The following is a 24,570-nucleotide window of genomic DNA, read 5'->3' on the forward strand; positions in this document are numbered from 1 at the left end:
AACGGGCCGACGAACAGCCGAGCGCCGGTCATCCATCGGGTGACGTTGTCTGGACCGGCTCACCTTGGCGGACCGATGATGCACGGGTGACAATGCGTGCACCATGCGTTCCGGATGCGGCGGGAAGGGTGAGCGTGCCCGAAGTCACGGTGCTCGTCGAGAACGGCGATCGGTCGGCCGCGAGCAGGGAGGCGATCGCCGAACTGTGCGCCGGCCTGCGGGACCTGGGCATCGAGGTCGCGGTCGAGGAGGACGCCGCCACGAGCCGGGCGGTCACCTGGTACGAGGTGACCATGATCTACCTCGGCGGCAAGATCCTGGACGGCGTGACCGGCGGTCTCATCGACAGCGGTGTGAGCGCCGTGCGCGACCGTGTCGCCGCGTGGGCGAAGCGCCGCCAGGAACGCGATCCGCAGCAGCGACCGCAGGTGGTGGAGCTCTACGGTCCGGACGGGAAGCTCATCAAGACCGTACGAGTGAAGTCCGGCGAGATCACCGAAGACTGAGAGCGTTCCCAGCGATGAACGCCCTGCACTACGCCGTGGTCGTCGGGATCAACCGCTACCCGGCGCTCGGCGACCTCACCGCGGCCGTGGGCGACGCGGCACGGTTCCTCGAGTGGCTGGCCGACCCGGCCGGCGGCGCCGTGCCAAGGGCCAACATCGAGTTGGTACCGGCTTCCGCGGACGACGCCGCTTCCCTGCCGGCGGAGTCGGCCGAGCCGGCGGTACACCAGATCAATCTGGCGCTCAGCCGCGTGAACCGCGCAGTCAACCTGGCCCTGACGCAGGAACCGTCACGGTGGGATGAGACGCGGCTGTACATCTTCGTCGCCGGCCACGGGATCGCGCCGGACGGCGGCGACGGGGCGCTGCTGGCCGCCAACGCGAGCCTGGAGGAGCTCGGCCACAATATCGAGCTGTCGCTGTACCGACGCTGGTATCAGGTCTCGTGCGCCTTCCACGAACTGGTCGTGTTCGCCGACTGCTGCCGCAGCTTCGTCGAGGGCGCGCCCTCCAACGGCCCGCCGTTCACCCTGCGCGGCGACGCCCGCCGGCCGGTTCGGGTCACGGTCGCCTACGCCAGCGAGTTCGGCCGCACGGCCCTGGAGAACGGCCGGGCCGACCGTCCCGACCAGCGACGCGGGTACTTCACCGAAGCCTTGCTGCGCGGGCTCCGCGAGGCCGGCGACCCGCGGTTCGGCGGGCGCGTCACCTCGGCCCGGCTGTCCGGATTCGTTCAGGCGTGCGTCCACCAGCTCGCGTCCGAAAGCCGGCGCGGGCAGGGCGTCGAGTTCAGCGGAGTGCCCGACATGACCTTCGGCCCGCCGCTCGCCGAAGCGGCCGCACCGCACCGTGTCGACATCGTGCTGCCGGAGTCGACGGGCCCGGTGGAGCTGCTCGACGGCGACTTCCACGTGCGGGAGCGCTGGGACTCCGCCACCGGCCCGTTGACGACCAAGCTTCCGTCCGGGCTGTACTGGGTGGTCCGCCAGGGGCAGCGTGACGCCGGAGATTCCGCGGGGCTCGGCATGTTCGTCGTGGCGGGAGCCGATCGTGAAGTCCGACTCTGACCACCCCGGCCCCGGCCGCATCCGGCTCTTCGGAACGTGGCCCGGGACGGAGCTGTCCGTGCGGGACAGCCGGTTCGACGTCGTCGCCCACGGCGTCGGCCATCTCGACGTCAGCGTCGCGCCCGGGCTGTACCAGGTGGAACGCCGGCTCGGCGACACCCACGAGACCGAGATCGTGGCGGTGCGACCGGGCCGGGACCACGTCAACGCCGCTGTGGATCTGACACTGCGCTCGGTCGCGCCCGTGGCGGCCGACCGGCAGACCGACGACGAGTACCGCACGGTGGCGGAGTCGGTCAGCGGCACGGTCGCGGCGCACGGGGACCCGGCCCGGGCTCATCTCGTGGTGGTATCCGACGTACCGGTCGCCACCGTGCTGAGCCAATGGCAGTTGCTGGACGAGGACCTTCGCCCGGTCGACGCGTGGCCGCACGGATGGATCGGCGACCGTGCCGCCGCCTGGGACCGTGCACGGCCGGCCGGCGGACACGTGCTGCGCCGGCACGGTACCGATATGCCGTTCTGGCTCTCGCCCGGCTGGCAGACGATCGTGTTCCTGCGGCAGGCTCCCCACGGCTTCGAGGTCTCGCTGCACCTGGTGGAGGCCGGCCGTCCGTGGCGGGCTGACAGCGCCGCGAACACCGCGGTGGAGGTCGCCCGCACGGCGCTGCTCCGCCGCCGGGCGGTCTTCCGCCGGGACGTCGTCGATGCGTTGCTGTCGAACCGGTCCGACCTCAACCCGATGCTGGGCGTGCTCGCGGCGCACGCGCTGCGCGCCGAGTGGCCCTCGGACGACACGACCCACGACCTGATCGCCGACCGGCTGACGGACCTCCTTCCCGGGCATCCCGACGTCGAGGCCCTGTCGCTGTGGCGCGAGGGAGCGGTCACGCCCGGGCGGCAGCGCCTGGCCTGGCCACCGATGATCCACGCCGCGTACCGCGACCTCGTCGTCCCGGCCGACGTCGCCGCGCCCGGCGTGCTGGTCGAGCATTCACTCGCGTACCAGATCGCCGGGAACCTCGTGAGCGGGGGCGTGTGGCTCAAGTACGAGGCGCTCGGAACGGGCGAGGAGCCCAGTGACGCCGCGGCGACCGGGCGCCGTGCGACCGCCCGGGCCGTCGCACGGGTCCGGCGGTTCATCGCCGACGTCGCGGCGATCGACGGTACCGCGGACGCCGACGTGGCGGCGGCCTGGAAGCCCGCGGCCGTCGCGCTCTCGACGGCGCTGCCGGTCTCGGCCGTCGAAGAGGTCATGGCCGCGATCAGGCCGGCCGTCCGACCCGTCGACGGCGAGCCGCCGGCCCGGGTACGCCCGCTGGTCGCGACGGCGGCGTTCGTCAGCGCCCGGGCCGGGGACGACGACGTCGGCGCCGTGCTGGTCCGCGAGGCGTTGAGCAGGCGGTTCGGGGCGTCGCGCGTGCACTGGAGCGGCCGGCCGCCCACCGCCGAGTCCGATGCCGTGGCGTGGCGCGAACTGCACAAGGCCAGCGTGGTCGTCGCCGTGATCGGCCCGGGATGGCTGCGCCCGGGGCCCGACGGCCGGCGTGCCATCGACCGGCCGGACGATGCCGTCCGGCGGGAGCTTCGCGTGGCGCTCGATCTCGGCCTGCCCGTGATCCCGGTGCTGCTCGCCGGCGCCCGCCTGCCCACCGCGGCCGAGCTGCCGCCGGACCTGGCGTCGCTCGCCGAACGCCAGGCGCTCCGGCTCAGTCCGCGTCGCATCGACGCGGACCTGGAGGCGCTCGGCGACGTGGTCGGCGCGCGCCTCCCGACGGCCCGGACGCGGGCGGCCGCGGTGTGGCAGCGCCCGCCGGCCGAGCTCGAGCTGAACACCATGCAGCAGGTGCGCCGCAAGGCCGACGCCACGGCGGAGGCGCAGGTCCGCACCGGCGACGAGTCCCCACCCGGACTGCTCGGCGTCCTGTCGCTGACCCCGGCCGAACGAGCGGTCGGCGGCGTGTACCACGCCGTGCAGGTCGGCAACCTCCCGACCGCCGGCCCGGAGGATGCCCCGACCACCGGTCCGGTCGCGCCCGACCTGTCGATCAGCAGCCCGTTCGAGAACGTGCCGTGCCGCACGCTCGACCCCGACCTGTGGTTCGCCGACGCTCCCGCCGACCTCGAACTGGCGAAGTCCCTCTGTCGCGAGTGCCCGCTGCGCACGGCTTGCCTCGCGGGTGCCCTCGAGCGGCATGAGCCGTGGGGCGTCTGGGGCGGAGAGATCTTCGAACGCGGCGTGATCGTCCCGCGCAAGCGACCGCGCGGCCGACCCCATCGGCCGGCCGCCGAGTCCATCGACGTGCTCGTGCTCCGCAATGCGGTCGCCCGTGCCTTTGCGGACCTCGGATACGACGTCAGCGAGCTGGAGTCCGCGGACGGCCGCCAGGTGTTGCACTCCGCCCGTGCCGATTGGCTGGGTGAGCACACGGTGGACATCTCCGTGACCGAGGCCGGTAGTGTCCGGGCTCAACTGGTACGCGAACGTGAAGGCGCCGGCGGTACGGCCACGGCGGAGGACCGCGTGCGGATCGCGGACGTGACGGGCGACATCGAGGACATCCGGCGGCGGCTCCAGATCACGGTGACGGTCGAGCCCGCCGTCGTCCGGCGGGCGTCCTTGGAGGTGGTCCGCCCGGCGCCGTCCACCCGCCGCGGCCTCACCGCCTGACGGCGTCCGGCGAGGTGGCGTGCGCCCGTGCCAAACTGGGTGCGAGCGTGAGCCACGTGAAGGGACGGGATGGACCAGCCAGACGACCGCCGGCGTGACGCGGAGCGGACTCGGCGCGAGATCCTCGACGTCGCCACGCGGGAATTCGCCGACCGCGGGTACGACGGGGCACGCGTCGACGAGATCGCCGAGCGGACCCGGACGACCAAGCGGATGATCTACTACTACTTCGGGGGCAAGCGGCAGCTGTACGTCGCGGCGCTCGAGCGGGCCTACGCACGGATCCGCGAGGCCGAGCACGGTGTCAACCTCGACCACCTGCCACCGGCCGACGCGATCCGGCGCCTCGCCGAGATCACGTTCGACCACCACGAGGCGAACCCGGACTTCATCCGCCTCGTGAGCATCGAGAACATCCACCGCGGCGAGCACATCGCGCAGCTGGAGAGCCTGTCCGCGCTCAACAGCCCGGCGATCAAGGTGATCGAGCAGATCCTGAAGCGGGGCTGGGCCGAGGGGCTGTTCCGCGAGGATGTGGACGCGTTCGACGTACACCTGGCGATCAGTGCTTACTGCTTCTTCCGGATCGCCAACCGGTACACCCTCACCGCCATCTTCGAGCGGGACCCCGTGGACCCGGCCCGGCGCGAGCACTACCGGCGGCTGCTCGGCGACATGATCGTGTCGCACCTACTCCTCGAGCAGCACTGACCCGTCGGCCGCGACGCCGGGCGGCGCCGTGACGCTGGGCGGCGCCGTGACGCTGGGCGGCGCCGTGACGCTGGGCGGCGCCGTGACGCTGGGCGGCGCCGTGACGCTGGGCGGCGCCGTGACGCTGGGCGGCGCCGTGACGCTGGGCGGCGCCGTGACGCTGGGCGGCGCCGTGACGCTGGGCGGCGCCGTGACGCTGGGCGGCGCCGTGACGCTGGGCGGCGCCGTGACGCTGGGCGGCGCCGTGACGCTGGGCGGCGCCGCGATGCCGGGCGGCGCCGCGATGCCGGGCGGCGCCGCGATGCCGGGCGCGGCCGTGACGGCGGGCGGCGGCGTGACGGCGAGCGGGTTGGTGTTGTTGAGGTGCCCGAACAGCGCCCGTGTGCCCGGGTGGCGGGCCAGCGCCGCCCGCGCGTCGGCGATCGGCAGGTGGCCCATCTCGCGCGGGGTGCGCGCGAGCCCGGCGACGCGCGCGGGCTCGTCCGCGTCGAGGAAGGTCCCGTCGAGCAGGGCCACGTCGGAGTCTTCGAGGAACGCGTCGAACTGGTCTGTCCACTCGGGCAGGCAGGTGGCGTACACGAACGCACGGCCCGTGCGGTTGTCCGTGATCCGCAGTGCGCTGACCCAGTCGGTGCCGCAGTCCGGCCGTGCGTAACGGGGTACCTTCGTGCCGACGGTCAGGGATCGCACGGTCAGGCCACCCTCCAGCGTCGCCGGCAGCTCGCCCAGGCGGAGGTCCGTGTAGCGGCCCAGCATCGGGATCAGCGGCACGGCGGAGAGCACGGTCGCCGTGCCGTACACCTCGAGGTGGACGGCCTCCCGCAGGCTCAGCAGCCCGGCGGTGTGGTCCACCTCGGCCGTCGTGAGGAGCACACCGCGGACGGGGGTGTCCCGGCGGCCCGGGCCGGGGCGGAGCACCTCGGCGGCGAGCAGCTGGGCGCGGATATCGGGGGAGGCGTTGATCAGGTACCACGCGGCGCCGTCCCCGCTGACCGCGACGCCGTCCTGGGTGCGGTCGATCCCGGCCCGGCGCGCGGCCGTGCAGCCGTCGCAGGCACAGTTCCATTGGGGCACGCCGCCACCGGCCGCGCTGCCCAGCACACGGACGATCACAGCCACCGCCGTGGCGTCGCGGGCGCGCTGCCCAGCGCGCGGCGGGTCACGGTTGCCGCCGCGGTGTCGCGGGCGCGCTGCCCAGCGCGCGGCCGGTCACGGTTGCCGCCGCAGTGTCATCGGCACATTGCCCGGCAGGCGGCCGCCGTGGTGTTACGGGCGTGCTGCCCGGCACGGGGCCGATCACCGCCACCGCCGGGGCATCACCGGTGCACGGGCTCCGAGCCGCGCGGCGGACCGGACGAGTTCGTGATGCGGAGACAGTTCGCACGCCGGGTCGGTCGCGGCCGGGTCGCCGGTGAGCTGGAAGGCCTGGCACCGGCACCCGCCGAAGTCGACGTGGCGCAGTGCGCACGTGCGGCACGGGTCGGACATCCAGTCGGTACCGCGGAAACTGTTGAACAATGCCGAATGCGTCCAGATGTCGGTCAGCGCCGCGGTCCGCACGGACGGCACGGTGAATCCCGGCAACTGCCCGGCGGCCAGGCACGGCAGCATGTCGCCGTTCGGGGCGACGACGAACTGGCGTCCGCCCCAGCCCTGCATGCACGGCTTCGGGCGGCCGGTGTGGTAGTCCGGCTCGACGTACACGACCTCGAGGCGGTCGCCGTGCCGGGCGTGGACCTCCGCGGCGGCGGCCGCGGCCCGCTCGACCTGGTCCGGGCTGGGCAGCAGGGCCGAGCGGTTGCGCAGACCCCAGCCGTAGTACTGGGTGTGCGCCAGCTCGAGCCGGTCGGCGCCCAGCCCGGCGGCGAGGTCGGCGATCGCGCCCAGCCGGTCCACGTTCCCGGCGTGCAGCACCACATTGATCGTCAGCGGGATCCCGGCCTCGCGCACGAGCGCGGCCACGGCGAGCTTGCGTTCGTGGAACCGGCCGCCGGCGACCCGGTCCGCGTCGGCCGCCCCGGCGTCCTGAATGGACAGTTGCAGGTGGTCGAGGCCGGCCCCGGCGAGCGCGGCGAGACGGTCACCGGTGAGCGGGATGCCGCTGGTGACCAGGTTGGTGTACATCCCGAGCTCCCGCGCGTGCGCGACCAGCCCGGGCAGTTCCCGGCGCAGCAGTGGCTCGCCGCCGGAGAAGTGCACCTGCAGCACGCCGGCCGCACGGGCCTGGTCCAGCACGCCGAGCCAATCGTGGGCCGTCATTTCCCGGTGGTACGCGCTGAGCTCCACCGGATTCGAGCAGTACGCACACTGCAGCGGGCACCGGTACGTCAACTCCGCGACCATCCCGATCGGATTCGCCAGCGCGGGCGACAAAGCCGTGCCGGCACGGTCCAGGCCGGCCACCATCCCGGTCGGTGTTGCGTGTGCGGGTGGCGAAGCCGTGCCGGCACGGTTCACGTCGGCCATCCGGGTCGGGCTCGGCTGTGCGGGTGGCGAAGCCGTGCCGGCACGGTCGGCCGTCCTGGTCGGGCTCGGCTGTGCGGGTGGCGAAGCCGTGCCGGCACGGTCGGCCGTCCTGGTCGGGCTCGGCTGTGCGGGTGGCGAAGCCGTGCCGGCACGGTCGGCGCCGGCCGTCCCGGTCGGGCTCGACTGTGCGGGCGACGCAGCCGGGCCGGCACCGTCCACGCCGGCCGTACCGGTGACCCGGGCGATCAGGCGCTCCACATCGGACACCTGCACACCGTCATACTCGAGGCTGAGCACCTCCACGATCGACGCCAGGTCGCGCCGTCCGTCGCACGCGCGCACCACGTCCGCGGCGACCTCGTCGAGCAGCAGTACGCCCTCCGGGTACAACAGCGCATGGGTCTGCCGGACCTCGTCGAAGATCAGTCTGGTGCCGGGGCGCAGGCTCGGGGCGCTCATGACCCGGCCGCCGCGTAGTCGATCGCGTCGAGCATCGCGCCGAGCACGTCGCACTTGAAGCGCAGCGCCGCCAGGGCGGCGGCCTGCTGCTCGGCGCTGGTGCAGTGGGTGAGCACCAGCTCGAGGGTGTCGGCGCTGTCGGCCCGGGCGACCGGGATCCGCGTCTCGAAGTAGGCGAGGCCGTCGGGCTTGATCCAGTCGTAGTGCCGCTGCCAGGCCCGCATCCGGTCGGCCATGTGCTCCGGCGAGAACAGCTCGGTGAGGGCCGCGGCGATGCCCTCGGTCCACGGGCGGGTGCGGCAGAAGTGCAGGTACGCGTCGACAGCGAAGCGGACCCCGCGCAGCACGTGCCGCTCGTCGACGACCTCGTCGCGGGACAGCCCGACGGCCCCGGCGAGCACGAGCCAGTCGGCGAGCCCGCCCTCCCCGTCGTGGGTGCCGTCGTGGAACGTGACCCGGGGCAGCCAGGCCCGGCGGACCTCGGGCAGCGGGCAGCTGGCGACGATCGCGGCGTTCTTCTGGGCGAGGGTGCGCTGGTAGTACCACCGGTTGACAACCCAGAGACGGATGTCGTGCGGTGTGCCGTGCCCCTCGTGCAGGCGCACATGGAACGGGTGCCGGTCCCAGTAGTGTGCGCCGAGGCCCCGCAGGGCCTCGGCGAACGCCGCCCGGCTCAGCGGGGCTGACGGTGCCACGGGTCGCCCGCACCCGAGTAGGCCGAGACCTCCGGCCGGGTCTCGAGGCATTCGACCTTGGGCGGGGTCCACGGGCGGCGGCTCTTCGGGTTCGGCATGACGGCTCCATTCTGGTCCGCTAGGCGGTCCATGCGATCCGATCTATGGGAAGACCATAGCCGTCGCAACCTTGTGCGCCAAGAGGCGCGGACCTATATTGAGCCGACCTTATGTCGGTACAAGAAGTCCGCCTGATGGACCTTAAGGAGTGCCCGGCATGCATCTGAAACGTCCGGCTCTGCTCGCCGCGCTCGTCGCGGCCGCGACCACTGTGATCGGACTCGTCGCCGTGCTGCCCAGCGCGGCCCAACAACCCAAGGACCGCGACACCGGGGCCCGCGAGCTGGGCAGCCCGGACTACGGGGTGTGCCGCGGCCCGGACGAGCGCTGCTACCACGACTGGGGCAACTTCGACCCGGCCAAGGGCTACCGGGTGCTGCTGTTCACGCGCACGGCCGGCCCGCGCCACGCCAACCTCGGCCCCGCCCTGGCCGCCGGGCTCAACCCGCCGCTGACCGCCGCGAACGTCGTGCAGAACGGTGTCGTCGCACTGGGTCAGCAGAACGGCTTCGCCGTCGACTGGACCGAGGACGTCACCCAGCTCGCGTCCCCGAACCAGTTGTTCCGCTACAACGCGGTGATCTTCTACAGCACGTCGCGGGACACGCTCGACGACGCGGCGCAGACGTCGCTGCGGCAGTACATCCGCGGCGGGGGCGGTTTCGTCGGCGTGCACAACGCGTTCGGCACGGAGTACAACTGGCCGTGGTACGAGGGTCTGCTCGGCGGCGCGAACTACTACGACCACGGCCCGGCCCAGTCCGGCACGGTCCGCACGGTGGACCGCCGTGACGTCTCCACCGCCGGGCTGCCGGCGACGTGGTCGTTCAAGGACGAGTGGTACAACCTCGTGCCGGCGCCCAGCCGGGTGCGGGTGCTGCTGACGGTCGACGAGCACAGCCTGGCCCAGGGCGTCACCGGCTCGATGGGCCACCCCGGGCACGGCGCCGAACACCCGGTCGCCTGGTGCCAGTACTACGACGGCGGCCGCGCCTGGCTGACCACCCTCGGCCATGACGCGCTCGACTTCAGCGACGGCAGCGCGTTCCCGGGTGCCGTGCAGTTCCAGCAGCTGCTGGTGGGCGGCGTCCGCTCGGCGATGGGTGCCGCCCCGTTCTGCCGCTGACCGCCGGAAGGTCTCGCAGGCCTTCGCGGTGGCCGTTCTCAACGCCAGGGCCCGTGCCGGAAGCGGCGGGGCAGCCCCGCTGAGTGTTACACGCCGATCGATGTTTCCGCACCAGCCGCACGCCGGAGCCGGTACCGCTGCCGAGGCGTTCGCGTCGATGGGTACGCTCCAGCCCCGACCCGGGCGATGGCATGGGAGAACGCGGATGCGACGGATGCTGGCGGTGCTCGCCGTGTGTGCCGGGTTGTTGCTGGCGCCGGGCCGGCCGGCGGCCGCGGCGGTCACGCCGATCCAGGTCTACGGCGCCTGGCACTGCGGCAACGACGCCTGCATCTGGGGTACCGTGCGGTCGACCGCCGAGTTCGACGGCCAGAACCACTGGCTCGTCGACCGGGGGGACGGTCGGCCGTCGGTCAACGTGGTGGTGCTGAGCTTCGTGCAGCCGGCCAAGCTGCGGCATCTCACCGACGACGCCACGACGGTGGCCGGGGTGCCGCGGGGCATCACCCCGGACATCGTCGGCTACTTCACCGGCCGCGGCATCCGGGTGATGCTGTCCATCGGTGGCATCACCTACACCGATGCGTGGAACGCCGCCCTGGCCGAGAACGCCGCGCAACTCGGCCGCAACGCCGCCGCCGTCGCCGCCCGGCTGGGCGTCGGGATCGAGATCGACTACGAGGAGAACACCAACCCCAACCTGGCGGGCCTGCAGGCGTTCATCGACGCATACCGCACGGCACTGCCGTACGACGCGTCCGGGGCGAACCCCGCGGCCCGGCTGACCATCGACGTGGCCGCCGGCGACCGGTGGCTCATCGCGCTGAACCGCAAGGCCACCGCCGACTGGCTGCGCCCGACGCCGCCGGTGCTGGACTACGCCAACGCGATGGTCCCGTCGCGGCAACCATCGACCAGCGCCGCGACGGCCAACTGGCAGGAGCACGTCGACGGCAAGCCCACGTATGCGCCACCGGTGCCGCCGCTGGCGCCGGCGAAGTTCACCGGTGCCCTGTACATCGCCGAGGGCAGCAAGGTCCTGGCGGAGTGCACGAACTTCGGCGCGTCGCTGCAACGCTCCACCGGGTCGTTTGTCCAGTCCGTCGCCCCGAACGGCGCGGGCGCTACCGCCGGGATGCTGGGCTACATGTTCTGGGCCGCCGAGCGGCCGTCGACCCGCGGGGTCAGCACCGCTCCGCCCAACACCTGTGAGGGCGGCGTCGGCGCCGGGGCCACCGCGTATCAGGTTCCCGTTCCGCTGCCGGCCCTGCGCCAGGGCTGACGACCGCGGCGACGGCCATCGGCGTCAGCCCGCCGGGGCTGCCGGCGAGCACGACGACCACGCCCACGGCGGCCGCGCTGAGCAGGGTCAGGACCGGGCCGCGGCGTAGGGATGAGCAGGAGCACGGCGGCGCCGGCCAGGATGCAGTACTGCCAGACCTGCGTGAGCGTGGCCGCGAGCGGGACGGCGGAGCCGAGGATCGCGCCGATCGCGGCCGGCCCCGCGCCGTCGAGGAACGCGCGCACCCCCCGGTTGCCCCGCAGCTGGTCGAAGCGGTCGGCGCCGAGCAGGATGAACGCGAAGGACGGGCTGAAGGCGACGGCGGAGGCGAGCACGCCGCCGCCGAGACCGGCCGCGGCGTAGCCGACCACGGCGACCGTCTGCACGACCGGGCCCGGCGTGATCTGGCCCAGCGCGACGGCGTTGAGGAACTGGGCGCCGGTCATCCAGTGGTAGTGGTCGACGGCGTCGGCGCGCATGAGCGGGATGATGACGAACCCGCCGCCGTACGACGGTCACGAGCAGGTGGATGCGGTTCCAGCCGCCCGGGCGCGGGGTGCGGCCGTCGGGTATCGCCCGGCCGGCGGAGCTGGCCGGGCAGCAGCAACCACATGTTGCCGCGCAGCACGTCGGCGAACGCGGGCACGAACGCGGTGGTGACGGTGAAGCCCAGGTGCGTGGTATAGAAGTCGATGGCGGTCTGGACGTCGTCAACGAGGTATCGCACGCTGACGGTGTCGTCGGTGATGCCGGTCATGATCCCTCCAGGATGGGTTCGGCGGCGAGGACGTGCAGCAGGAACTCGATCCGCTCAGCGACGTCGTCCGCGGCCCGTTCGAACGCCGGCCGTCCGGTTCGGCGGCCGGGTCGGGCATGCTCCAATGCGCGGCCGCCGGCCGGCCGGGGAATTCGGGGCACACCTCCCGGGACCCGGTCGCACAGGGTGATGACCCGGTCGAACCGCTCGCCGCTGAACTCGTCGAGGTGTTTCGGGTGGGCGCCGGTCAGGTCGATGCCGCGCGCGGCCATGACCGCCACCGAGTCCGGATTGACCGGCTTGGGCCGGCTGCCGGCGCTGAACGCCGCGACGGCGCCGCCGGACCGCCGGCGCAGGAGGGCCTCGGCCATCTGCGACCGTGAGCTGTTGCCCGTGCACAGGAACAGCACCCGTGCCGGCGACGGCGCGGGTGCGGGGGGTGTCGCGCCGCGCAGGGCGGGGTGCAACGCGGCGCCGGCCGCACCCAACAGATCCCGGCAGCGGGCGAGGGCGAGGCGGTAGTGGATGTCGGGGCCGTCGGCGGCGCTGCGCCGGGTGCGGACGAGGTCACTCTCCCGGAGGCGGCCCAGATGGTACGACAACAGGCTCTGCTGCTCGTCCACGAGCGCGGTGAGCTCGTGGACCTGCCGGTCGCTGCGGGCCAACTCGCCGAGCAGCCGCCACCGCACCGGATGCCCCGCTGCCTGCATGAACGCCGGCATTGCCCGGACGCCCGCACGCTGAACGCGACCCATGCCCTGGCAATACATCAAATCCATTTGATGCAGTAACGGGGGCGTGGGCCGCGTTCACATGATGCGGGCAACACCGGCCGGGGGCGGGCCTGGGCGCCCGCCCCCGGCGCGGCGGGTCAGCGGCTGGGTCGCTCGCTGGGTTTGCCGGTCTCGTGCGTGCTGGGCTTGCCGGTCGGGTGCTCGGTGGGTGCGCCGGTCGGGTGCTCGCTGGGCCGGCCGCCGGCCGGGATGCTGGGCTGCGCGGAGGCGGAGGTGAGGAGCTTGGCGCAGTATTCGTCGACCTTGTTCGCGTCCCGGCCGCCGGCGGCGGCGATCAGGGCGCCGAAGGCCGGGTTCTCGAGGGCCTTGCCGTGCTCGGCGCCGGCGCCGGCCATGTAGGCGTGGCAGAGGCCGACCAGCGACGGGGACGGGTTGGCGCTGGACTTGTGGTCCGGCTCCGCGGAACTGGCCGCTCCGAGCGCGCTGCGGGCCGACGCGGCGGGGTTGGCGTGGTTGTTCAGGGGGTTGGGAAGCGTCCCGGTGGTGGCGGCCAGGGCCACTCCGCCAGCGCCGACGGCGAGGGTGGTGACGATGGCGGCCTTGACGGTGAGCAGTTTGAGCAGTGCGGTTTTAACCACTGATTGTCTCCGTGGAAGTGGGACGGGATGCAGTTGAGCGCTGCGGAACCCGACCATGGCGTTGTGCAGGCCGGTGAGCTCGGCTGGCCGGGCTGGGCCGGTCGAGGCGGCGAGAACGACGGCCAGACGGTGCTGCTGGTCGTCGGTGCTGTCACCGGCGAGAAGGCGCTCGGCGGTGGCGGCGTTGACACGGCGGGTTCTGCGGATGCTCATCTCACCTCGTTCGGCGCCGATGCCGCGCCGGGTGTTACACCCGGCCGGCGGAGGTCATGTGGATGCTGGTCGAGCAGCCCGGCGAGCCGGCGCAGCCCGCGGTGCGCGGCGACCCGGACCGCGCCGGCCCGTTTGCCCAGCACCCGGGCGGCGCTTTCGGCGTCGAGGCCAATGACGACCCGGAGCAGGACCGCCTCGGCCTGATCGCGGGGCAGCGACGCGATCAACGCGACCGCCTGATCGGTGGAGATCGCCGCGACGGCCTGGTCGCCGACGTCCGGCAGGCCGGCGGGCAACTCTGCCAGCTCTTCGATCGGGGTGGCCACGGCCGGTCGGCAACGGTGATGGCGCAGATGGTCAAGGGCCCGGTGCCGGGCGATCGTCGCCGCCCACCCGCGAAACCCCGCAGTGTCGCGCAGGCGGGGCAGGTCGCGGGCGATGTGCAGCCAAGCCTCGGAGGCGACGTCCTCGGCGTCGTCACCGACGAGCGCCCGCAGGTAGCGCAGCAGCCCGGGCTGGACCGCCACGTAGAGCGCCGCGAACGCCGTTTCGTCCCCATGTTGCGCTGCGACCACCGATACGGCCAGGTCATCCACTGCACCCCGCGCTTCCTGTTCGCGGCCGGACCGTTCGGACCGCGCCACGCCAAACGACAGCAACGCCACACGCACCCCATCTGGACGGTCGGTTCCAACGCCCGTCAACAAGGCGCGGCACCCGCTCCTGCTGTTACACCCCCCGCCCGATCGGCCCCCGTCGCCGCGTCCGGCCGGATGGGCTACATTCACGCCTCGTGACCAGTGACGGCGAGGGCAGCAGCCGGCTGCGGATCGGCAGCTGGCTCCCCGAACCCACCGTCCGTCCCCCGCACGGCACCGCCACCGCGCCGCCCGCTCCGCCCGGGGAAACCGGCGCCGGGGACGACGACGGGGATGCGCCGGCCCCGCCGCCGAGCCACCGGCGGACGACCGGCGGCGGTCGTCGCCGGCTCCTGGCCGCCGCGGGCGGGCTGGCGCTGTGCGCGGCGATCGCGGCGACGGTGACCACGTGCGCGGGGTCGCCCGGCGGCGGCATCGCGAGCCCGGACGCCGCCGTCGCCCCCAGCCACGCCCCGGCCGTGGTCGAATCCCCAGCGGAGAGCGGCGAGGCCCACCTTGACCGATACGCATCGTTGACGCCGTCGCGCACGCCGAGCCGCGCGGCGTTCCCGCCGATCGGCCTCGAGGCCGAGACGGCCTCGGCCGAGCTCGCCGGCCCAGCCGAGATCGTCGCCTACCCCGGCGCGTCGGGCGGCCGGATCGTGCAGAACCTCGGCCGCCAGGGCCCGGGCGCCAAGCGGAACGGCACCCTGACCTTCCCGGACGTCACCGTGCCGGCCGACGGGGCGTACACGCTCACGCTGTACCTGGTGAACTCCGGCCCCGACGCCGCGGGCACCGTCGTGATCACCGTCGCGGGCGGGTCGGTGAGCGTCACCGCGACCGGTGGTACCGACTGCTGCGTCCGCACCGTGGCGACGATCAACCTGGCGAAGGGCCCGAACAGCCTGACGTTCGGCAACTCCGACGGCCGCGCACCGTCACTCGACCGAATCGTGGTTTCGGCGCCCTGACACCGGGCGAGACGCTGGCGGCCTGGACGACGGACCGGGCGCCGCGCACGATCCGATGTGACTCGGCGCGGTGACGTGGTGCTCACCGCCGCGGCTCCTGACCGCTCGGCGCTGAAGAGGACTACTGGTCTGGTGGTCGGGCCTCTCGCCGGGGCAGAGTGACAGGTCCTCCACTGTGGACGTGACCGGGGCCGGGGCCTTGGTGGCGCGCTCCATCGTGCTCAGGAGGGCGTCGGCGAAGCCGCGGTCCATGAACTGCGCGAGCTGTTCGAGGACGCGGCGGGGTCGACGCCCTCGACGTGCAGTTCCCGGCCGAGCGCCGTGCCGAGCACGGCCACCTGATCCGCCTGGGTCAGCGCGGCCGGCCCGGTCACGTCGTAAGCCTTCCCGCGGTGGCCGTCCTGCGACAGGGCGGTCACCGCGGCCTCGGTGACGTCGTGCTCGTGCCCAGCGACCGTGCTCGAATCCGGGTACGGCGCGCGGATGACATCCCCGTGGGCGAGCTGCTGGGCGAAGGCCAGGGAGTTGATGGCCGGGAACAGGATGCGCAGCGCCGTCCAGTCGTCGGTCGCCGCGGCCACGGCCGCCTCGAGGTCGCGGTGGTGGTTCGCGATCACGTCGGTGCTCTCGGCCAGCTTCGGTCCGCAATTCCGGCCACGGTCGGCATTGACATTTGTCGTTGTTGCCCTACGCTCGACCCGGGTCAAGAAAGCGCTCTCTCGCCGCCCCGGGAAGAGGCCATCGTGCGACTTTTGATCAGCCGTGCCGCCCCCGTGACCGTGCTTCTGGTGGCCGTCGCCGTGGCCGTTCCGCAGGTCGCCGCGGCCGCCACCCCGTCCCGCTACACGATCGTCGACCTCGGCTCGCCCGACAGCGGCGCGAACGGGATCAACAACGCCGATGTGGTCGTCGGCTACCGCGACACCCCGACGGGCCGCCACGCGTTCCGCTGGGCCGGCGGCGTCATGACCGATCTCGGCACCCTGCCCGGCGGCGCGAGCAGCGTCGCCAACGCGATAAACGACGCCGGACAGGTCGCCGGCACCGCCGACCGCTCGTCCGGCGGCTACGGCTACCCGGTCAAGTGGAGCGCGTCCGGTGCGATCACCGACCTCGGCGGCCCCGTGACGAACCGGCTCGGCGCCGCCAACGCCATCGAGCGGCACGGCCGGATCGTCGGCGGCCAGCGCCCCGCCGACTCCGAGGGCTCGCCGCTGGCCACGATCTACGAGCCCGACGGCAGCTCCCGGTACCTCGCCGACCCGCCCGACGCGCTGTACGCCGCCACCGGCATCAACGCGCGCGGCCACATCACCGCCAACCCTGGGTATGTCATCTGGGACAACGGGGCACGGTTCAAGATGCCCGGTCTGCGGTACTTCGACGGCGACGTCGTCACCGTGAACGCCATCAACGTCCGCGACCAGGTCACCGGCTCCGCCCCGATCGGTGACGGCCTTTCGCACGCCGTGTTCTGGAACGCCCGCGACGTGATTGAGCACGGCGCACCCATCGGCACGGACATTGGCACGGTCGACGGCATCGCGTACAGCACGGGCAACGCCGTGAACGCCGCCGGCCAGGTGGTCGGGACCGCCGATCCGATGTGCCAGCCGTGCGCCGCGCCCAAGGCCTGGGTGTGGCAGCCCGGCGGCACCATCGCCGCGCTCGACACCCTGATCCCGGCCGGCTCCGGATGGCAGCTGCAGCAAGCCAACGGCATCAGCGACCGCGGCGAGATCGTGGGCCGCGGCGTGCTGGGCGGCAGGTCCCACGCGTTCCTGCTGGTCCCGCGGTTCCACGCCAACGTGAACTTCCAGCCGGCCTCGTCGGCCACCCCGGCGGGCTACACCGCCGACGCCGGCGCCGTCTACGCGGCCCGCACGGGTGGTGCCACCTACGGCTGGAGCGCCGACGACGCCGCATACACCCGGCTCCGTCCCGAGGCGGGGGCGCCCGACCTGCGCTACCAGACCCTGATCCACTCCCAGCATCCGACGTCGGCGAACACGTGGGAGCTCGCCGTGCCGAACGGCCGGTACCTCGTGCACATCGCCGCAGGCGATCCCGGGTTCACGGACAGCACGTACCGCATCTCGGTCGAAGGCACGCTGACCATCAGCGGCACCCCGACCGCCGCCGACCACTTCGTCGAGGGCACCACGACCGTTACGGTCGCCCACGGCCGTCTGACCGTGACCAACGCCCCGGGCGGCAGCAACAACAAGCTCGACTACATCGACGTGATCGGCCTGTAGTCACTGGGCCGCCGGCTGAGTGAACACCGGGAGCGTTCCCGGACAGGATCAGCGCACGGTGTCCACTCAATCGGTGGCACCGGGAGCGTTCCCGGGACGGATACAGCGCACGGTGTCCACTCGAGCGGCGGCACCGGGAGCGTTCCCGGGCCGGGTCGGCGCACGGCCGCACGAGAGTGAACGCACGCGGTCGTGAATGCGGTCAGGCGTCGCGCCGCACGAGGGTCAGCCACGCGGCGGCGAGGGCGGTCGCGGCCCATCCGGCCAGCACGGGCGCCGTGGCCTCGTGCGGCAGGTACGGCTCAACCGTGGGTATGACCGCCCGCAGTATGGGTGTGAGCAGGATCGGTACACCCGCCAAGAAGGCAAGTGGCCAGATCACTCCCCGGGTCAGCAGGGCCAGGCCCAGCGCGAACAGGCTGAGCAGCAGGCACCGGGCCGACAGCGACAGCGCCGCGCTCAACAGCGCCACGGTCAGCACTTTGAAGGCGAAGAGCCGATGCCGCGACGGTACCGCGCACAGGCTCGCCGCCACGTTGTCGCGCCCGCCCGCCACCGCGGCGATGGTCGCCATCGCGTGCGCGGCCAGGAGGGGCGCGGACCTCAGCTCCAGTGCGGCGTACGCGGCGAGCAGCACCCACGTCACCGGCAGCGTCGCGAGCTTGTAGAACTCCGCCGTCACGGTACGTCCCGGCGGTACAGCACCAGCCCGGCGGCGGTGAGTGTCAGCACGGCCCACCCGACCGTGACGAGCACGGCCACGGCCGGGCCGGAGCTCAGCGTGCCGTCGACGTGCGGGTCGAGCAGGAGGTTGCGGCCGGCGCTGAGGGGGAGCAGCGCGTCGAGCCAGTGCGGCGCGGCCTGGGTCATCGTCGCGGCGGTGACGGCGACGATGCCGAGCAGGCCGGCCAGGACGCCGCGGCCGGCGAGGGCGAATGCGTAGCCGAGCAGGGAGTACAGCAGCGCGTAGCCGACGAACTGGAGCTGCGGGACCACGGCCGTCCGCAGCAGGCCCGGGCTCCACCCGCGGATCGCCAGCCAGGTGAAGAGCAGCGATCCGAGCGACACCAGCGCACAGGTGCACGCCAGCCAGGCCGCGGCGGCCACCGTTTTGGCCGCGAACAGCACGGTCCGCCGCGGCACGGCCAGCAGCGCCGCGCCAAGGCGGCGGGCCTCGTGGCCGCCGAGGATCGCGCCCAGCACGGGCAGGAACAGGCACATCTGCAGCGACGAGCCCGCGGTGAGGTCGAGGATCGCGCGGGCCGCCGGCTGCCGCTCGCCGATGAACACCTCGATGGTGCCGTCGGCCGCGATCGCGTCGACCGCGTGGCGGGTCAGGCCGAGCGCCTGCCACTGCACCAGTACGTGCAGCGCGAGCAGGACGCCGGTCGCGATCACGCGCTGCGGGAGGCGCGCAGCTTGAGGAACTCCGCGCGCAGCGTGTTCACCGGACCTCGCCGTGCGTGTGCAGCCTCGCGAGCGGGGCGCGCAGCAGGTTGACCCGCGCCACGCCGTTCGTGCGCGGCTTCGCCAGCTCCGCGCGCAGCGTGTTCACCGGGCCTCGCCGGTCAGTGCGAAGAAGGCGGCCTCCAGGGTACCGTGCCCCGCCGCCACCGTCCCCAATGGACCGTCGGCCGCGATCCGTCCACGATGGATGATCACGACGTCGTCGGCGGTCTCGGCCACGTCGGCCATGGCGTGGCTGGACAGCAGGACCGTACGGCCCTCGGCGGCCGACTCCCGTGCGAGGCGCCGCACCCAGCGGATGCCGTCCGGGTCGAGGCCGTTCGCGGGCTCGTCGAGGATCAGCACCTCGGGGTCGCCGAGCAGGGCGGCCGCGATGCCGAGCCGGCGGCGCAGGCCGAGGGAGTAGCGGCCGGTCCGCCGCCGGGCGGACGCGGCGAGGCCGGCGAGCTCGAGCACCTCGCGGACCCGGCGCCGCGGGATGCTGTTGGACAGGGCCAGCCACCGCAGGTGGTCGACGGCGCGGCGTTCGGGCAGCGGGCCCGCCTCGTCGAGCAGGGCGCCGACGGTCCGCAATGGATGGCGCAGGTCGGCGTAACGGCGGCCGTGGATGGTGGCCAGGCCACCGTCGCCGCGAGCCAGGCCGAGCAGCACGCGCAGCGTCGTGGACTTGCCGGCCCCTTTCGGCCCGAGGAACCCGGTCACCCGTCCCGGGCGGGCGACGAAACCGATGCCGTCGACCGCCTGCAGAGATCCGTAGCGTTTTCGCAAGCCCGTCACTTCGATCACCGGCCCAGCCTGGCGGTGGGCGTAACGGGCCCGCGTCCCCCGAAAGGAGACCGAGAGGAAACCCCAAAGAAACTCAGCGCGGATCGTGCAGCAGACCGGCCTCGTGTGCGAGCACGGCCAGGTGCGTGCGGTCGTTGACGCCGAGCTTGGCGAACATGCGCCGCAGGTACGTGCGCACCGTCTCCAGGCTCAACCGCAGCTCGTCCGCGATCTGCTGGTTCGACAGCCCGCGGGCCACCAGCCGGGCCACCTGCAGCTCCCTTGTGGACAGTACGGTCGTCGCGAACGGGTGGGCCTTCGCCGGCGGCGCGAACTGCCGGACGAGCCGCGCGGTCACCTCCGGGGCGAGCATCGCGTGACCGTCGTGCACCGCGCGCACGGCCCGCAGCACCTCGGCCGGGGCGGCGTTCTTCAGCAGGAAGCCGGACGCGCCCAGCGACAGCGCCCGGTACACGTACTCGTCGAGGTCGAACGTCGTGAGCACGATGACCCGGGTCGCGCCCTCGGCCAGGATCGCCTCGGCCGCCGCGAGCCCGTCGCCGCCCGGCATCTGCACGTCGAGCAGGGCGACGGCCGGCCTGAGCGCGCGTACCAACCGGACCGCGTCGGGGCCGTCCGCGGCCTCCCCGGCGACGCGGAAGCCTTCGGTGCGGTCGAAGAGTTTGCGGTACACCCGCCGGAACGCTTCGTCGTCGTCGGCCAGGAACACGCCTATCACAACGGCACCCGCGCGAGCACCCGGAACTCCCCGGCCGCGGGCTCCTCCCACCGCACCTCGCCCCCGGCCAGCCCGACGCGCTCGCGCAGCCCCTCGAGGCCGACCCCGGTGCCGGGCGCGGGCCGGAGACCACCGGCGCTGTGCACCTCGACGACCGCCGCGTCCGCCCGTGCCGTCACCTGGACGCGGCACACCGCCCCGGGCGCGTGCCGCAGCGCGTTGCTCAGCGACTCCTGCACGACCCGCACCACCACGGTTCCGGCCGGCTCGGGCAGGTCCCCGTCGATCCGTTCGTCGACCGTGATCCCCGCGGCCCGGCTCGCCGCGAGCACGGCCAGCAGCCGCTCCCGGGCGGGCACGACGGGCGCGGGCAGATCTCTGAGCGCCCGCACCAGGGTTTGTACCTCCTGCAGCGCCCCCCGCGCATGCCCCTCAACGTCCGCGAGGCTCTGCCGCAGCTCAACCTCGTCGGCGTCGGGCAGCATCCGCGCGACCCCGGCCTCGGCCGCGATGACCGCGAGGGCGTGCCCGACGACGTCGTGCACGTCCCGCGCGACCTCGGCCTGCACCCGGGCCCGCTCCAGCGCCTCGGCCGCGCGCGCCTGCCGCCCGGCCGCGGTCCCGAGGAGCCACGCCCCGCCGAGCACGAACGCAGCCACGAACAGCCGCGTGGTGCCCTCCGGCATCGCGACCGTCGCCCCGAGTACCGCAATCCCGCACACAACCCCGACGGCCGCACCACGGGCGCGGCCGGCCCGCTCGGCCGCGACCGGGTACAGGCACCAGGCCGCGGCGAGCATCGGGTCCTGGCTCACGCCGAGCACCCCGCCGGCCACGGTCACGGCCGCCGCCACGAGCACGGCCGCCACCGGTGCCCGGTGCCGCAGCAGCACCGCCGCGCCCGCGAGCGCCCCGAGCGCGAGCCCGGCCACGGCCCGCGCACCGCCCGCGGTCAGGGCCGGCGGCACCCAGAACCCGCCGACCACCACGACGGCGACGGCCAGGTCGAGCCGGAAACGCCGGCCCATGGGCGTCAGACCCCCGCCAGCGTCAGGATGCGTTCCATCTCGGCGGCCGGAAGGGCCGGGGAGGCGGCCGCCCGTACGCGGTTCTCCGGGTCGGTGAGCAGGGTGCGGCGCGCCGGTTCCGGGGCCTGCGTCCACCACTTGGCGAGCTCGGCCCGCACGTCGGGGTCGGGTTCGTGCGCCAGCCGGGCCCGCAGGTCGTGCGGCACCCTGTCGGTCCGGGCGAGCTCGCGGCGCACGTCCGGCGCGGGGTCGCGGATCAGGCGCTCGAACAGTTCGCGCGCCGACGCCGGGGCGCGGCCCGCCACCGCGCGGCGGATGGCGGGGTCGTCGTCGGCGGCGAGCCGGAGGCGTACCGCCGCGTCGAGGTGTTCGTTGAGCGCGAGGGTGCGCCGCAGCCAGGGGTGCGTGGACCCCAGGATCGCCTCGACCTGCCCGGCGCTGAGGTCGGGCCGCCCGGCGACACGGCCGAAGCCCTGGCCGTACCGCAGCAGCCGTTCGACCATCGCCGACGGCAATGCCGGGTTGGCGGAAAGACCGTCCACGAGCGCCTCGAGCGGCATGCCGACCTCCCCGTGACTCGGGCGGCTCCGATCATATGCTGAGGGCGTGAATCCGTTGAAGATCGTCGAGACCCGCCCGGGGAATCACTCGCTGCTGCTCAACGCCGGCTCGACCGCTGTCGACGAGGTCGTGGAGGAGCTCGGGCACGAGCCCAACGGGTACTTCTGGGAGGGGGTCGCCCGGCTGCTCGTCGCCACCGAGGCGCCCGAGCTGGAGGGCCGTTTCGGGTACGACCCGGAGGGCGGCATGTTCGTCGCCTACGGCACGGACCTGGCCGCCCTGGAACGGCTCGGCACCCTCCTGGCGGCCGTGGCGAACGACCCCACGCGGATGCGTGAGGTCGTTGTGCTGGCCGAGGAGCGCGGCGTCGAGTTCGACGACTGACAGCGCGGTCAGGATCGGATGAGGACCTTGAGGCTGGTGCGGCCGGCCATGTCCCGGTAGCCCGCGGGAACGCCGTCGAGGCCGGTGGTGGCGTCGAAGACCTTGCCCGGCTCGATGGTGCCGTCGAGGATGGCGGGCATCAGCCGTTCGATGTAGGCGCGGACGGGCGCCGGGCCGCCGGCGAGGCGCACGTTGTGGCGGAACAGGCTGCCGAACCCGATCGGCGCCTCCACGTACTGCGGAACGCCGACCCGGCTGATGACACCGCCGGGGCGGACGACCCCGACGGCCTGCTCGTAGGCGGGCATGGTGCCGACTGCCTCGAGCACCACGTGGGTGCCGTGGCCGCCGGTGAGCTCGCGTACGGCGGCGATGCTCTCCTCGCCGCGGGTGGCCACGACGTCGGTGGCGCCGAACTCGCGGCCGAGGTCGGTGCGGGCCTTGTGTCGGCCCATGAGGACGATCTGCTCGGCGCCGAGGAGCTTGGCCGAGAGGACCGCGAGCAGGCCGACGGCGCCGTCGCCGATGACGGTGACGCGGGTGCGCTCGCTGACGCCGCCGGCCACCGCGGCGTGGTAGCCGGTGCCGAGGACGTCGGACAGGGTCAGCAGCGACGGCATGAGCGCCGAGTCCGCGGGGACGGGGAGTCTGACCAGGGTTCCGTCGGCGAGCGGGACCCGGACCGCCTCGGCCTGGCCGCCCTCGTCGCTCAGGCCGTCCCAGAAGCCGGCCTGGGCGTGGGCGCAGGACGTGTGCAGGCCCTCGCGGCAGAACTCGCAGGTGCCGTCCGAGATGGCGAACGGCGCGACGACCAGGTCGCCGGGCCTGACGGTGGTCACGTCGGCGCCGACGGCCTCGACGACGCCGACGAACTCGTGGCCCATCCGGGCCGGCGTGTCGTGCGCGGACCTCGAGGCGTACGGCCAGAGGTCGCTGCCGCAGATGCAGGAGGCGGTGACGCGGACGAGGGCGTCGGTGGGCAGCTTGACGACGGAGTCGGGGACGTTCTCGACGCGGACGTCGCCGGCGCCGTACATGATGGTGGCTCGCATGGATGATCTCCCGAGGTTGGTTGGTCAGCTGACGGTTGACGGGTTGCGGTGCCGGGTGCCGGCGATGGCGATCGTGGGGATCAGGGTCAGGGCGGCGATCACCGTGCCGACCACGGCGGGGCCGGTGACCCCGAGGGTGGAGCCGAGCGCGAGGCCGGCGATCCAGGACCCGGCGGCGGTACCGGCGTTGAAGGCCGAGACGCTCAGCGCGGAGCCGAGCGTCGGCGCCCGGCCGGCGAAGCGGACGACCAGGGCGATCAGCACCGGGTTGGCGCCGAGCCCGAACAGTCCCAGCAGGGTGACCAGGACGATGGTCGGGGCGGCGAACCCGGCGAGCAGGCAGATGGCCAGCAGCACCACCGTGGTCGCCGCGGCCGCCGCGATCGTCGTCGTGTACGGCCGGACGTCGCCGAGGCGGCCGGCGACGAGCGAGCCCACCAGGGCGCCCGCGCCGAAGCCGGCGAGCACGAGCGGCACGAGGCCGGCGGCGAGCCCGGTACGGCCGGTCAGTAGCGGGGCGATGTAGGAGTAGGCCGCGAGTACGCCTCCGGTGGTGGTGGCACAGGCCGCCAGCGTCAGCCACAGCCGGCCCGAGCGGAGCCCGGCCAGCTCGGCCCGGGTCGACACCACCTGATCGGCCGGGCGGTCGTGCGGGACGTGACGGGCGATCAGCGCCATGGCCGCCGCGGCGAGCGCGGCCAGCGCCCAGAACGGCCCCCGCCAGCCCGTCACCTGCGCGGCCAGCGCGCCGAGCGGCACACCGATGACGGTGGCGAGCATGCCCCCGGCCCCCACGAGACCGAGCGCGCGGGAACCGGCGGCCGGCCCCGCGGCCCGCGCCGCGACCACGTTGGCCACGGCCCAGAACGCCCCGGTCGCCAGCGCGGTCAGGAACCGGGCCGCCAGCAGCAGCGTGAAGCCGGACGCGAGCGCGGCCACGACGTGCCCGGCCGCGAAGACGGCCAGCGCCAGGATCAGCGTCAGCCGCCGGGGCAGGCGCAGCGTGAGCATCGCCATCAGCGGCGCGCCGACGATCATCCCGGCCGCGAACACCGTGATCGACAGCCCGGCCCGGGCCACGCTGACCCGCAGATCGTTCGCGATCTGCGGCAGCAGGCCGGCCACCACGAACTCGGTCATGATCATGAGGAAGGTGCCGAGCGCCAGCGCGTAGACGACGAACGGGAGCCGGCCGGCCCGCCGCTCGGCGGGTCCGGTGCCGGTGACGCCCGGGTTGTCCAGGACCGCTGCGCTCGCGCTCATGCTTTCATCTCCATACC

25 protein-coding genes and 1 pseudogene are annotated in these 24,570 nt (G+C 73.6%); 9 read left to right on the forward strand and 17 right to left on the reverse strand.

Features of this window, described 5'->3' with window-relative positions; translation table 11 throughout:
* Positions 1–134 precede the first annotated feature (134 nt).
* From ACPPVO_RS20635 to ACPPVO_RS20650, 4 genes and pseudogenes are all read left to right on the forward strand, one after another.
* A complete protein-coding gene (locus ACPPVO_RS20635) occupies positions 135–506 on the forward strand; it encodes a hypothetical protein (protein WP_426512832.1) in 372 nt (123 codons plus the stop codon).
* 14 nt (positions 507–520) lie between these two features.
* Positions 521–1,573, forward strand: a complete 1,053-nt coding sequence (locus tag ACPPVO_RS20640; RefSeq protein ID WP_426512833.1) for a caspase family protein — start codon at positions 521–523, stop codon at positions 1,571–1,573.
* Positions 1,574–3,614: 2,041 nt separating this feature from the next.
* Positions 3,615–3,941 (forward strand): annotated as a pseudogene (locus ACPPVO_RS20645) (WhiB family transcriptional regulator); the annotation flags it as partial.
* 372 nt (positions 3,942–4,313) lie between these two features.
* A complete protein-coding gene (locus ACPPVO_RS20650) occupies positions 4,314–4,955 on the forward strand; it encodes a TetR/AcrR family transcriptional regulator (RefSeq protein WP_426512834.1) in 642 nt (213 codons plus the stop codon).
* Here the strand turns inward: ACPPVO_RS20650 and pqqB are convergent.
* The 3 genes from pqqB to pqqC all read right to left on the reverse strand — a co-directional run bounded on the left by pqqB (position 4,935) and on the right by pqqC (position 8,575).
* Entirely contained in the window at positions 4,935–6,068 is a 1,134-nt protein-coding gene (gene pqqB, locus ACPPVO_RS20655; RefSeq protein WP_426512835.1) for a pyrroloquinoline quinone biosynthesis protein PqqB, read from the reverse strand. The genes ACPPVO_RS20650 and pqqB overlap by 21 nt on opposite strands.
* Positions 6,069–6,251: 183 nt before the next feature.
* Positions 6,252–7,880 carry a pyrroloquinoline quinone biosynthesis protein PqqE gene (gene pqqE / locus ACPPVO_RS20660; protein WP_426512836.1) on the reverse strand — a complete coding sequence of 543 codons (1,629 nt, stop codon included), beginning with the start codon at positions 7,878–7,880 and terminating at the stop codon, positions 6,252–6,254.
* The gene (pqqC, locus tag ACPPVO_RS20665) at positions 7,877–8,575 is read right to left on the reverse strand and encodes a pyrroloquinoline-quinone synthase PqqC (RefSeq protein WP_426512837.1); all 699 of its coding nucleotides are present in this window, start codon (positions 8,573–8,575) and stop codon (positions 7,877–7,879) included. The genes pqqE and pqqC overlap by 4 nt, the downstream gene beginning before the upstream one ends.
* Before the next feature lie 256 nt (positions 8,576–8,831).
* Between pqqC and ACPPVO_RS20670 the strand changes: the two genes are divergently transcribed.
* On the forward strand, positions 8,832–9,800 hold the full coding sequence (locus tag ACPPVO_RS20670) for a ThuA domain-containing protein (RefSeq protein ID WP_426512838.1): 969 nt from the start codon (positions 8,832–8,834) through the stop codon (positions 9,798–9,800).
* Between the two features lie 205 nt (positions 9,801–10,005).
* A complete protein-coding gene (locus ACPPVO_RS20675) occupies positions 10,006–11,082 on the forward strand; it encodes a hypothetical protein (RefSeq protein WP_426512839.1) in 1,077 nt (358 codons plus the stop codon).
* Here ACPPVO_RS20675 and ACPPVO_RS20680 read toward each other — a convergent pair.
* The 5 genes from ACPPVO_RS20680 to ACPPVO_RS20700 form a co-directional block, all read right to left on the reverse strand.
* On the reverse strand, positions 11,043–11,561 hold the full coding sequence (locus tag ACPPVO_RS20680; RefSeq protein ID WP_426512840.1) for a chromate transporter: 519 nt from the start codon (positions 11,559–11,561) through the stop codon (positions 11,043–11,045). The genes ACPPVO_RS20675 and ACPPVO_RS20680 overlap by 40 nt on opposite strands.
* Positions 11,525–11,839: a VOC family protein gene (locus tag ACPPVO_RS20685; RefSeq protein ID WP_426512841.1), complete on the reverse strand. Its 315-nt coding sequence runs from the start codon at positions 11,837–11,839 to the stop codon at positions 11,525–11,527. Before ACPPVO_RS20685 ends, ACPPVO_RS20680 begins: the two co-directional genes overlap by 37 nt.
* Positions 11,836–12,549: an ArsR family transcriptional regulator gene (locus ACPPVO_RS20690; protein WP_426512842.1), complete on the reverse strand. Its 714-nt coding sequence runs from the start codon at positions 12,547–12,549 to the stop codon at positions 11,836–11,838. Before ACPPVO_RS20690 ends, ACPPVO_RS20685 begins: the two co-directional genes overlap by 4 nt.
* Before the next feature lie 161 nt (positions 12,550–12,710).
* A complete protein-coding gene (locus ACPPVO_RS20695; protein ID WP_426512843.1) occupies positions 12,711–13,424 on the reverse strand; it encodes a hypothetical protein in 714 nt (237 codons plus the stop codon).
* On the reverse strand, positions 13,421–14,089 hold the full coding sequence (locus tag ACPPVO_RS20700) for an RNA polymerase sigma factor (protein WP_426512844.1): 669 nt from the start codon (positions 14,087–14,089) through the stop codon (positions 13,421–13,423). The genes ACPPVO_RS20695 and ACPPVO_RS20700 overlap by 4 nt, the downstream gene beginning before the upstream one ends.
* Before the next feature lie 128 nt (positions 14,090–14,217).
* Between ACPPVO_RS20700 and ACPPVO_RS20705 the strand changes: the two genes are divergently transcribed.
* Positions 14,218–15,036, forward strand: coding sequence for a hypothetical protein (locus ACPPVO_RS20705; protein ID WP_426512845.1), 819 nt, complete (start codon positions 14,218–14,220; stop codon positions 15,034–15,036).
* A gap of 221 nt (positions 15,037–15,257) precedes the next feature.
* On the opposite strand, the gene ACPPVO_RS20710 is transcribed toward ACPPVO_RS20705, so the two are convergent.
* Positions 15,258–15,653 carry a hypothetical protein gene (locus tag ACPPVO_RS20710; RefSeq protein WP_426512846.1) on the reverse strand — a complete coding sequence of 132 codons (396 nt, stop codon included), beginning with the start codon at positions 15,651–15,653 and terminating at the stop codon, positions 15,258–15,260.
* Between the two features lie 156 nt (positions 15,654–15,809).
* On the opposite strand from ACPPVO_RS20710, the gene ACPPVO_RS20715 reads away from it, so the two are divergent.
* Positions 15,810–17,294, forward strand: a complete 1,485-nt coding sequence (locus ACPPVO_RS20715) for a hypothetical protein (RefSeq protein ID WP_426512847.1) — start codon at positions 15,810–15,812, stop codon at positions 17,292–17,294.
* 202 nt (positions 17,295–17,496) lie between these two features.
* Here ACPPVO_RS20715 and ACPPVO_RS20720 read toward each other — a convergent pair whose 3' ends face one another.
* The 6 genes from ACPPVO_RS20720 to ACPPVO_RS20745 all read right to left on the reverse strand — a co-directional run bounded on the left by ACPPVO_RS20720 (position 17,497) and on the right by ACPPVO_RS20745 (position 21,853).
* On the reverse strand, positions 17,497–17,976 hold the full coding sequence (locus tag ACPPVO_RS20720) for a hypothetical protein (RefSeq protein WP_426512848.1): 480 nt from the start codon (positions 17,974–17,976) through the stop codon (positions 17,497–17,499).
* A complete protein-coding gene (locus ACPPVO_RS20725) occupies positions 17,973–18,692 on the reverse strand; it encodes a hypothetical protein (RefSeq protein ID WP_426512849.1) in 720 nt (239 codons plus the stop codon). Before ACPPVO_RS20725 ends, ACPPVO_RS20720 begins: the two co-directional genes overlap by 4 nt.
* 153 nt (positions 18,693–18,845) lie before the next feature.
* Positions 18,846–19,538: an ABC transporter ATP-binding protein gene (locus tag ACPPVO_RS20730; RefSeq protein WP_426514659.1), complete on the reverse strand. Its 693-nt coding sequence runs from the start codon at positions 19,536–19,538 to the stop codon at positions 18,846–18,848.
* Positions 19,539–19,620: 82 nt separating this feature from the next.
* Positions 19,621–20,265, reverse strand: a complete 645-nt coding sequence (locus ACPPVO_RS20735) for a response regulator (protein WP_426512850.1) — start codon at positions 20,263–20,265, stop codon at positions 19,621–19,623.
* Positions 20,262–21,293 (reverse strand): sensor histidine kinase, encoded by a 1,032-nt coding sequence (locus tag ACPPVO_RS20740; protein WP_426512851.1) that lies wholly within the window; start codon positions 21,291–21,293, stop codon positions 20,262–20,264. The genes ACPPVO_RS20735 and ACPPVO_RS20740 overlap by 4 nt, the downstream gene beginning before the upstream one ends.
* Before the next feature lie 5 nt (positions 21,294–21,298).
* Positions 21,299–21,853 carry a hypothetical protein gene (locus ACPPVO_RS20745; RefSeq protein WP_426512852.1) on the reverse strand — a complete coding sequence of 185 codons (555 nt, stop codon included), beginning with the start codon at positions 21,851–21,853 and terminating at the stop codon, positions 21,299–21,301.
* Positions 21,854–21,899: 46 nt separating this feature from the next.
* Between ACPPVO_RS20745 and ACPPVO_RS20750 the strand changes: the two genes are divergently transcribed.
* Positions 21,900–22,238 (forward strand): Imm51 family immunity protein, encoded by a 339-nt coding sequence (locus ACPPVO_RS20750; protein WP_426512853.1) that lies wholly within the window; start codon positions 21,900–21,902, stop codon positions 22,236–22,238.
* A gap of 8 nt (positions 22,239–22,246) precedes the next feature.
* Here ACPPVO_RS20750 and ACPPVO_RS20755 read toward each other — a convergent pair whose 3' ends face one another.
* Complete coding sequence (locus tag ACPPVO_RS20755; RefSeq protein WP_426512854.1) at positions 22,247–23,290, reverse strand: alcohol dehydrogenase catalytic domain-containing protein; 1,044 nt, start codon at positions 23,288–23,290, stop codon at positions 22,247–22,249.
* A gap of 24 nt (positions 23,291–23,314) precedes the next feature.
* Positions 23,315–24,553, reverse strand: coding sequence for an MFS transporter (locus ACPPVO_RS20760; RefSeq protein ID WP_426512855.1), 1,239 nt, complete (start codon positions 24,551–24,553; stop codon positions 23,315–23,317).
* Positions 24,554–24,570: the final 17 nt, after the last annotated feature.

It is taken from the genome of Dactylosporangium sp. McL0621 (assembly GCF_049995355.1).
GTDB lineage: Bacteria > Actinomycetota > Actinomycetes > Mycobacteriales > Micromonosporaceae > Dactylosporangium.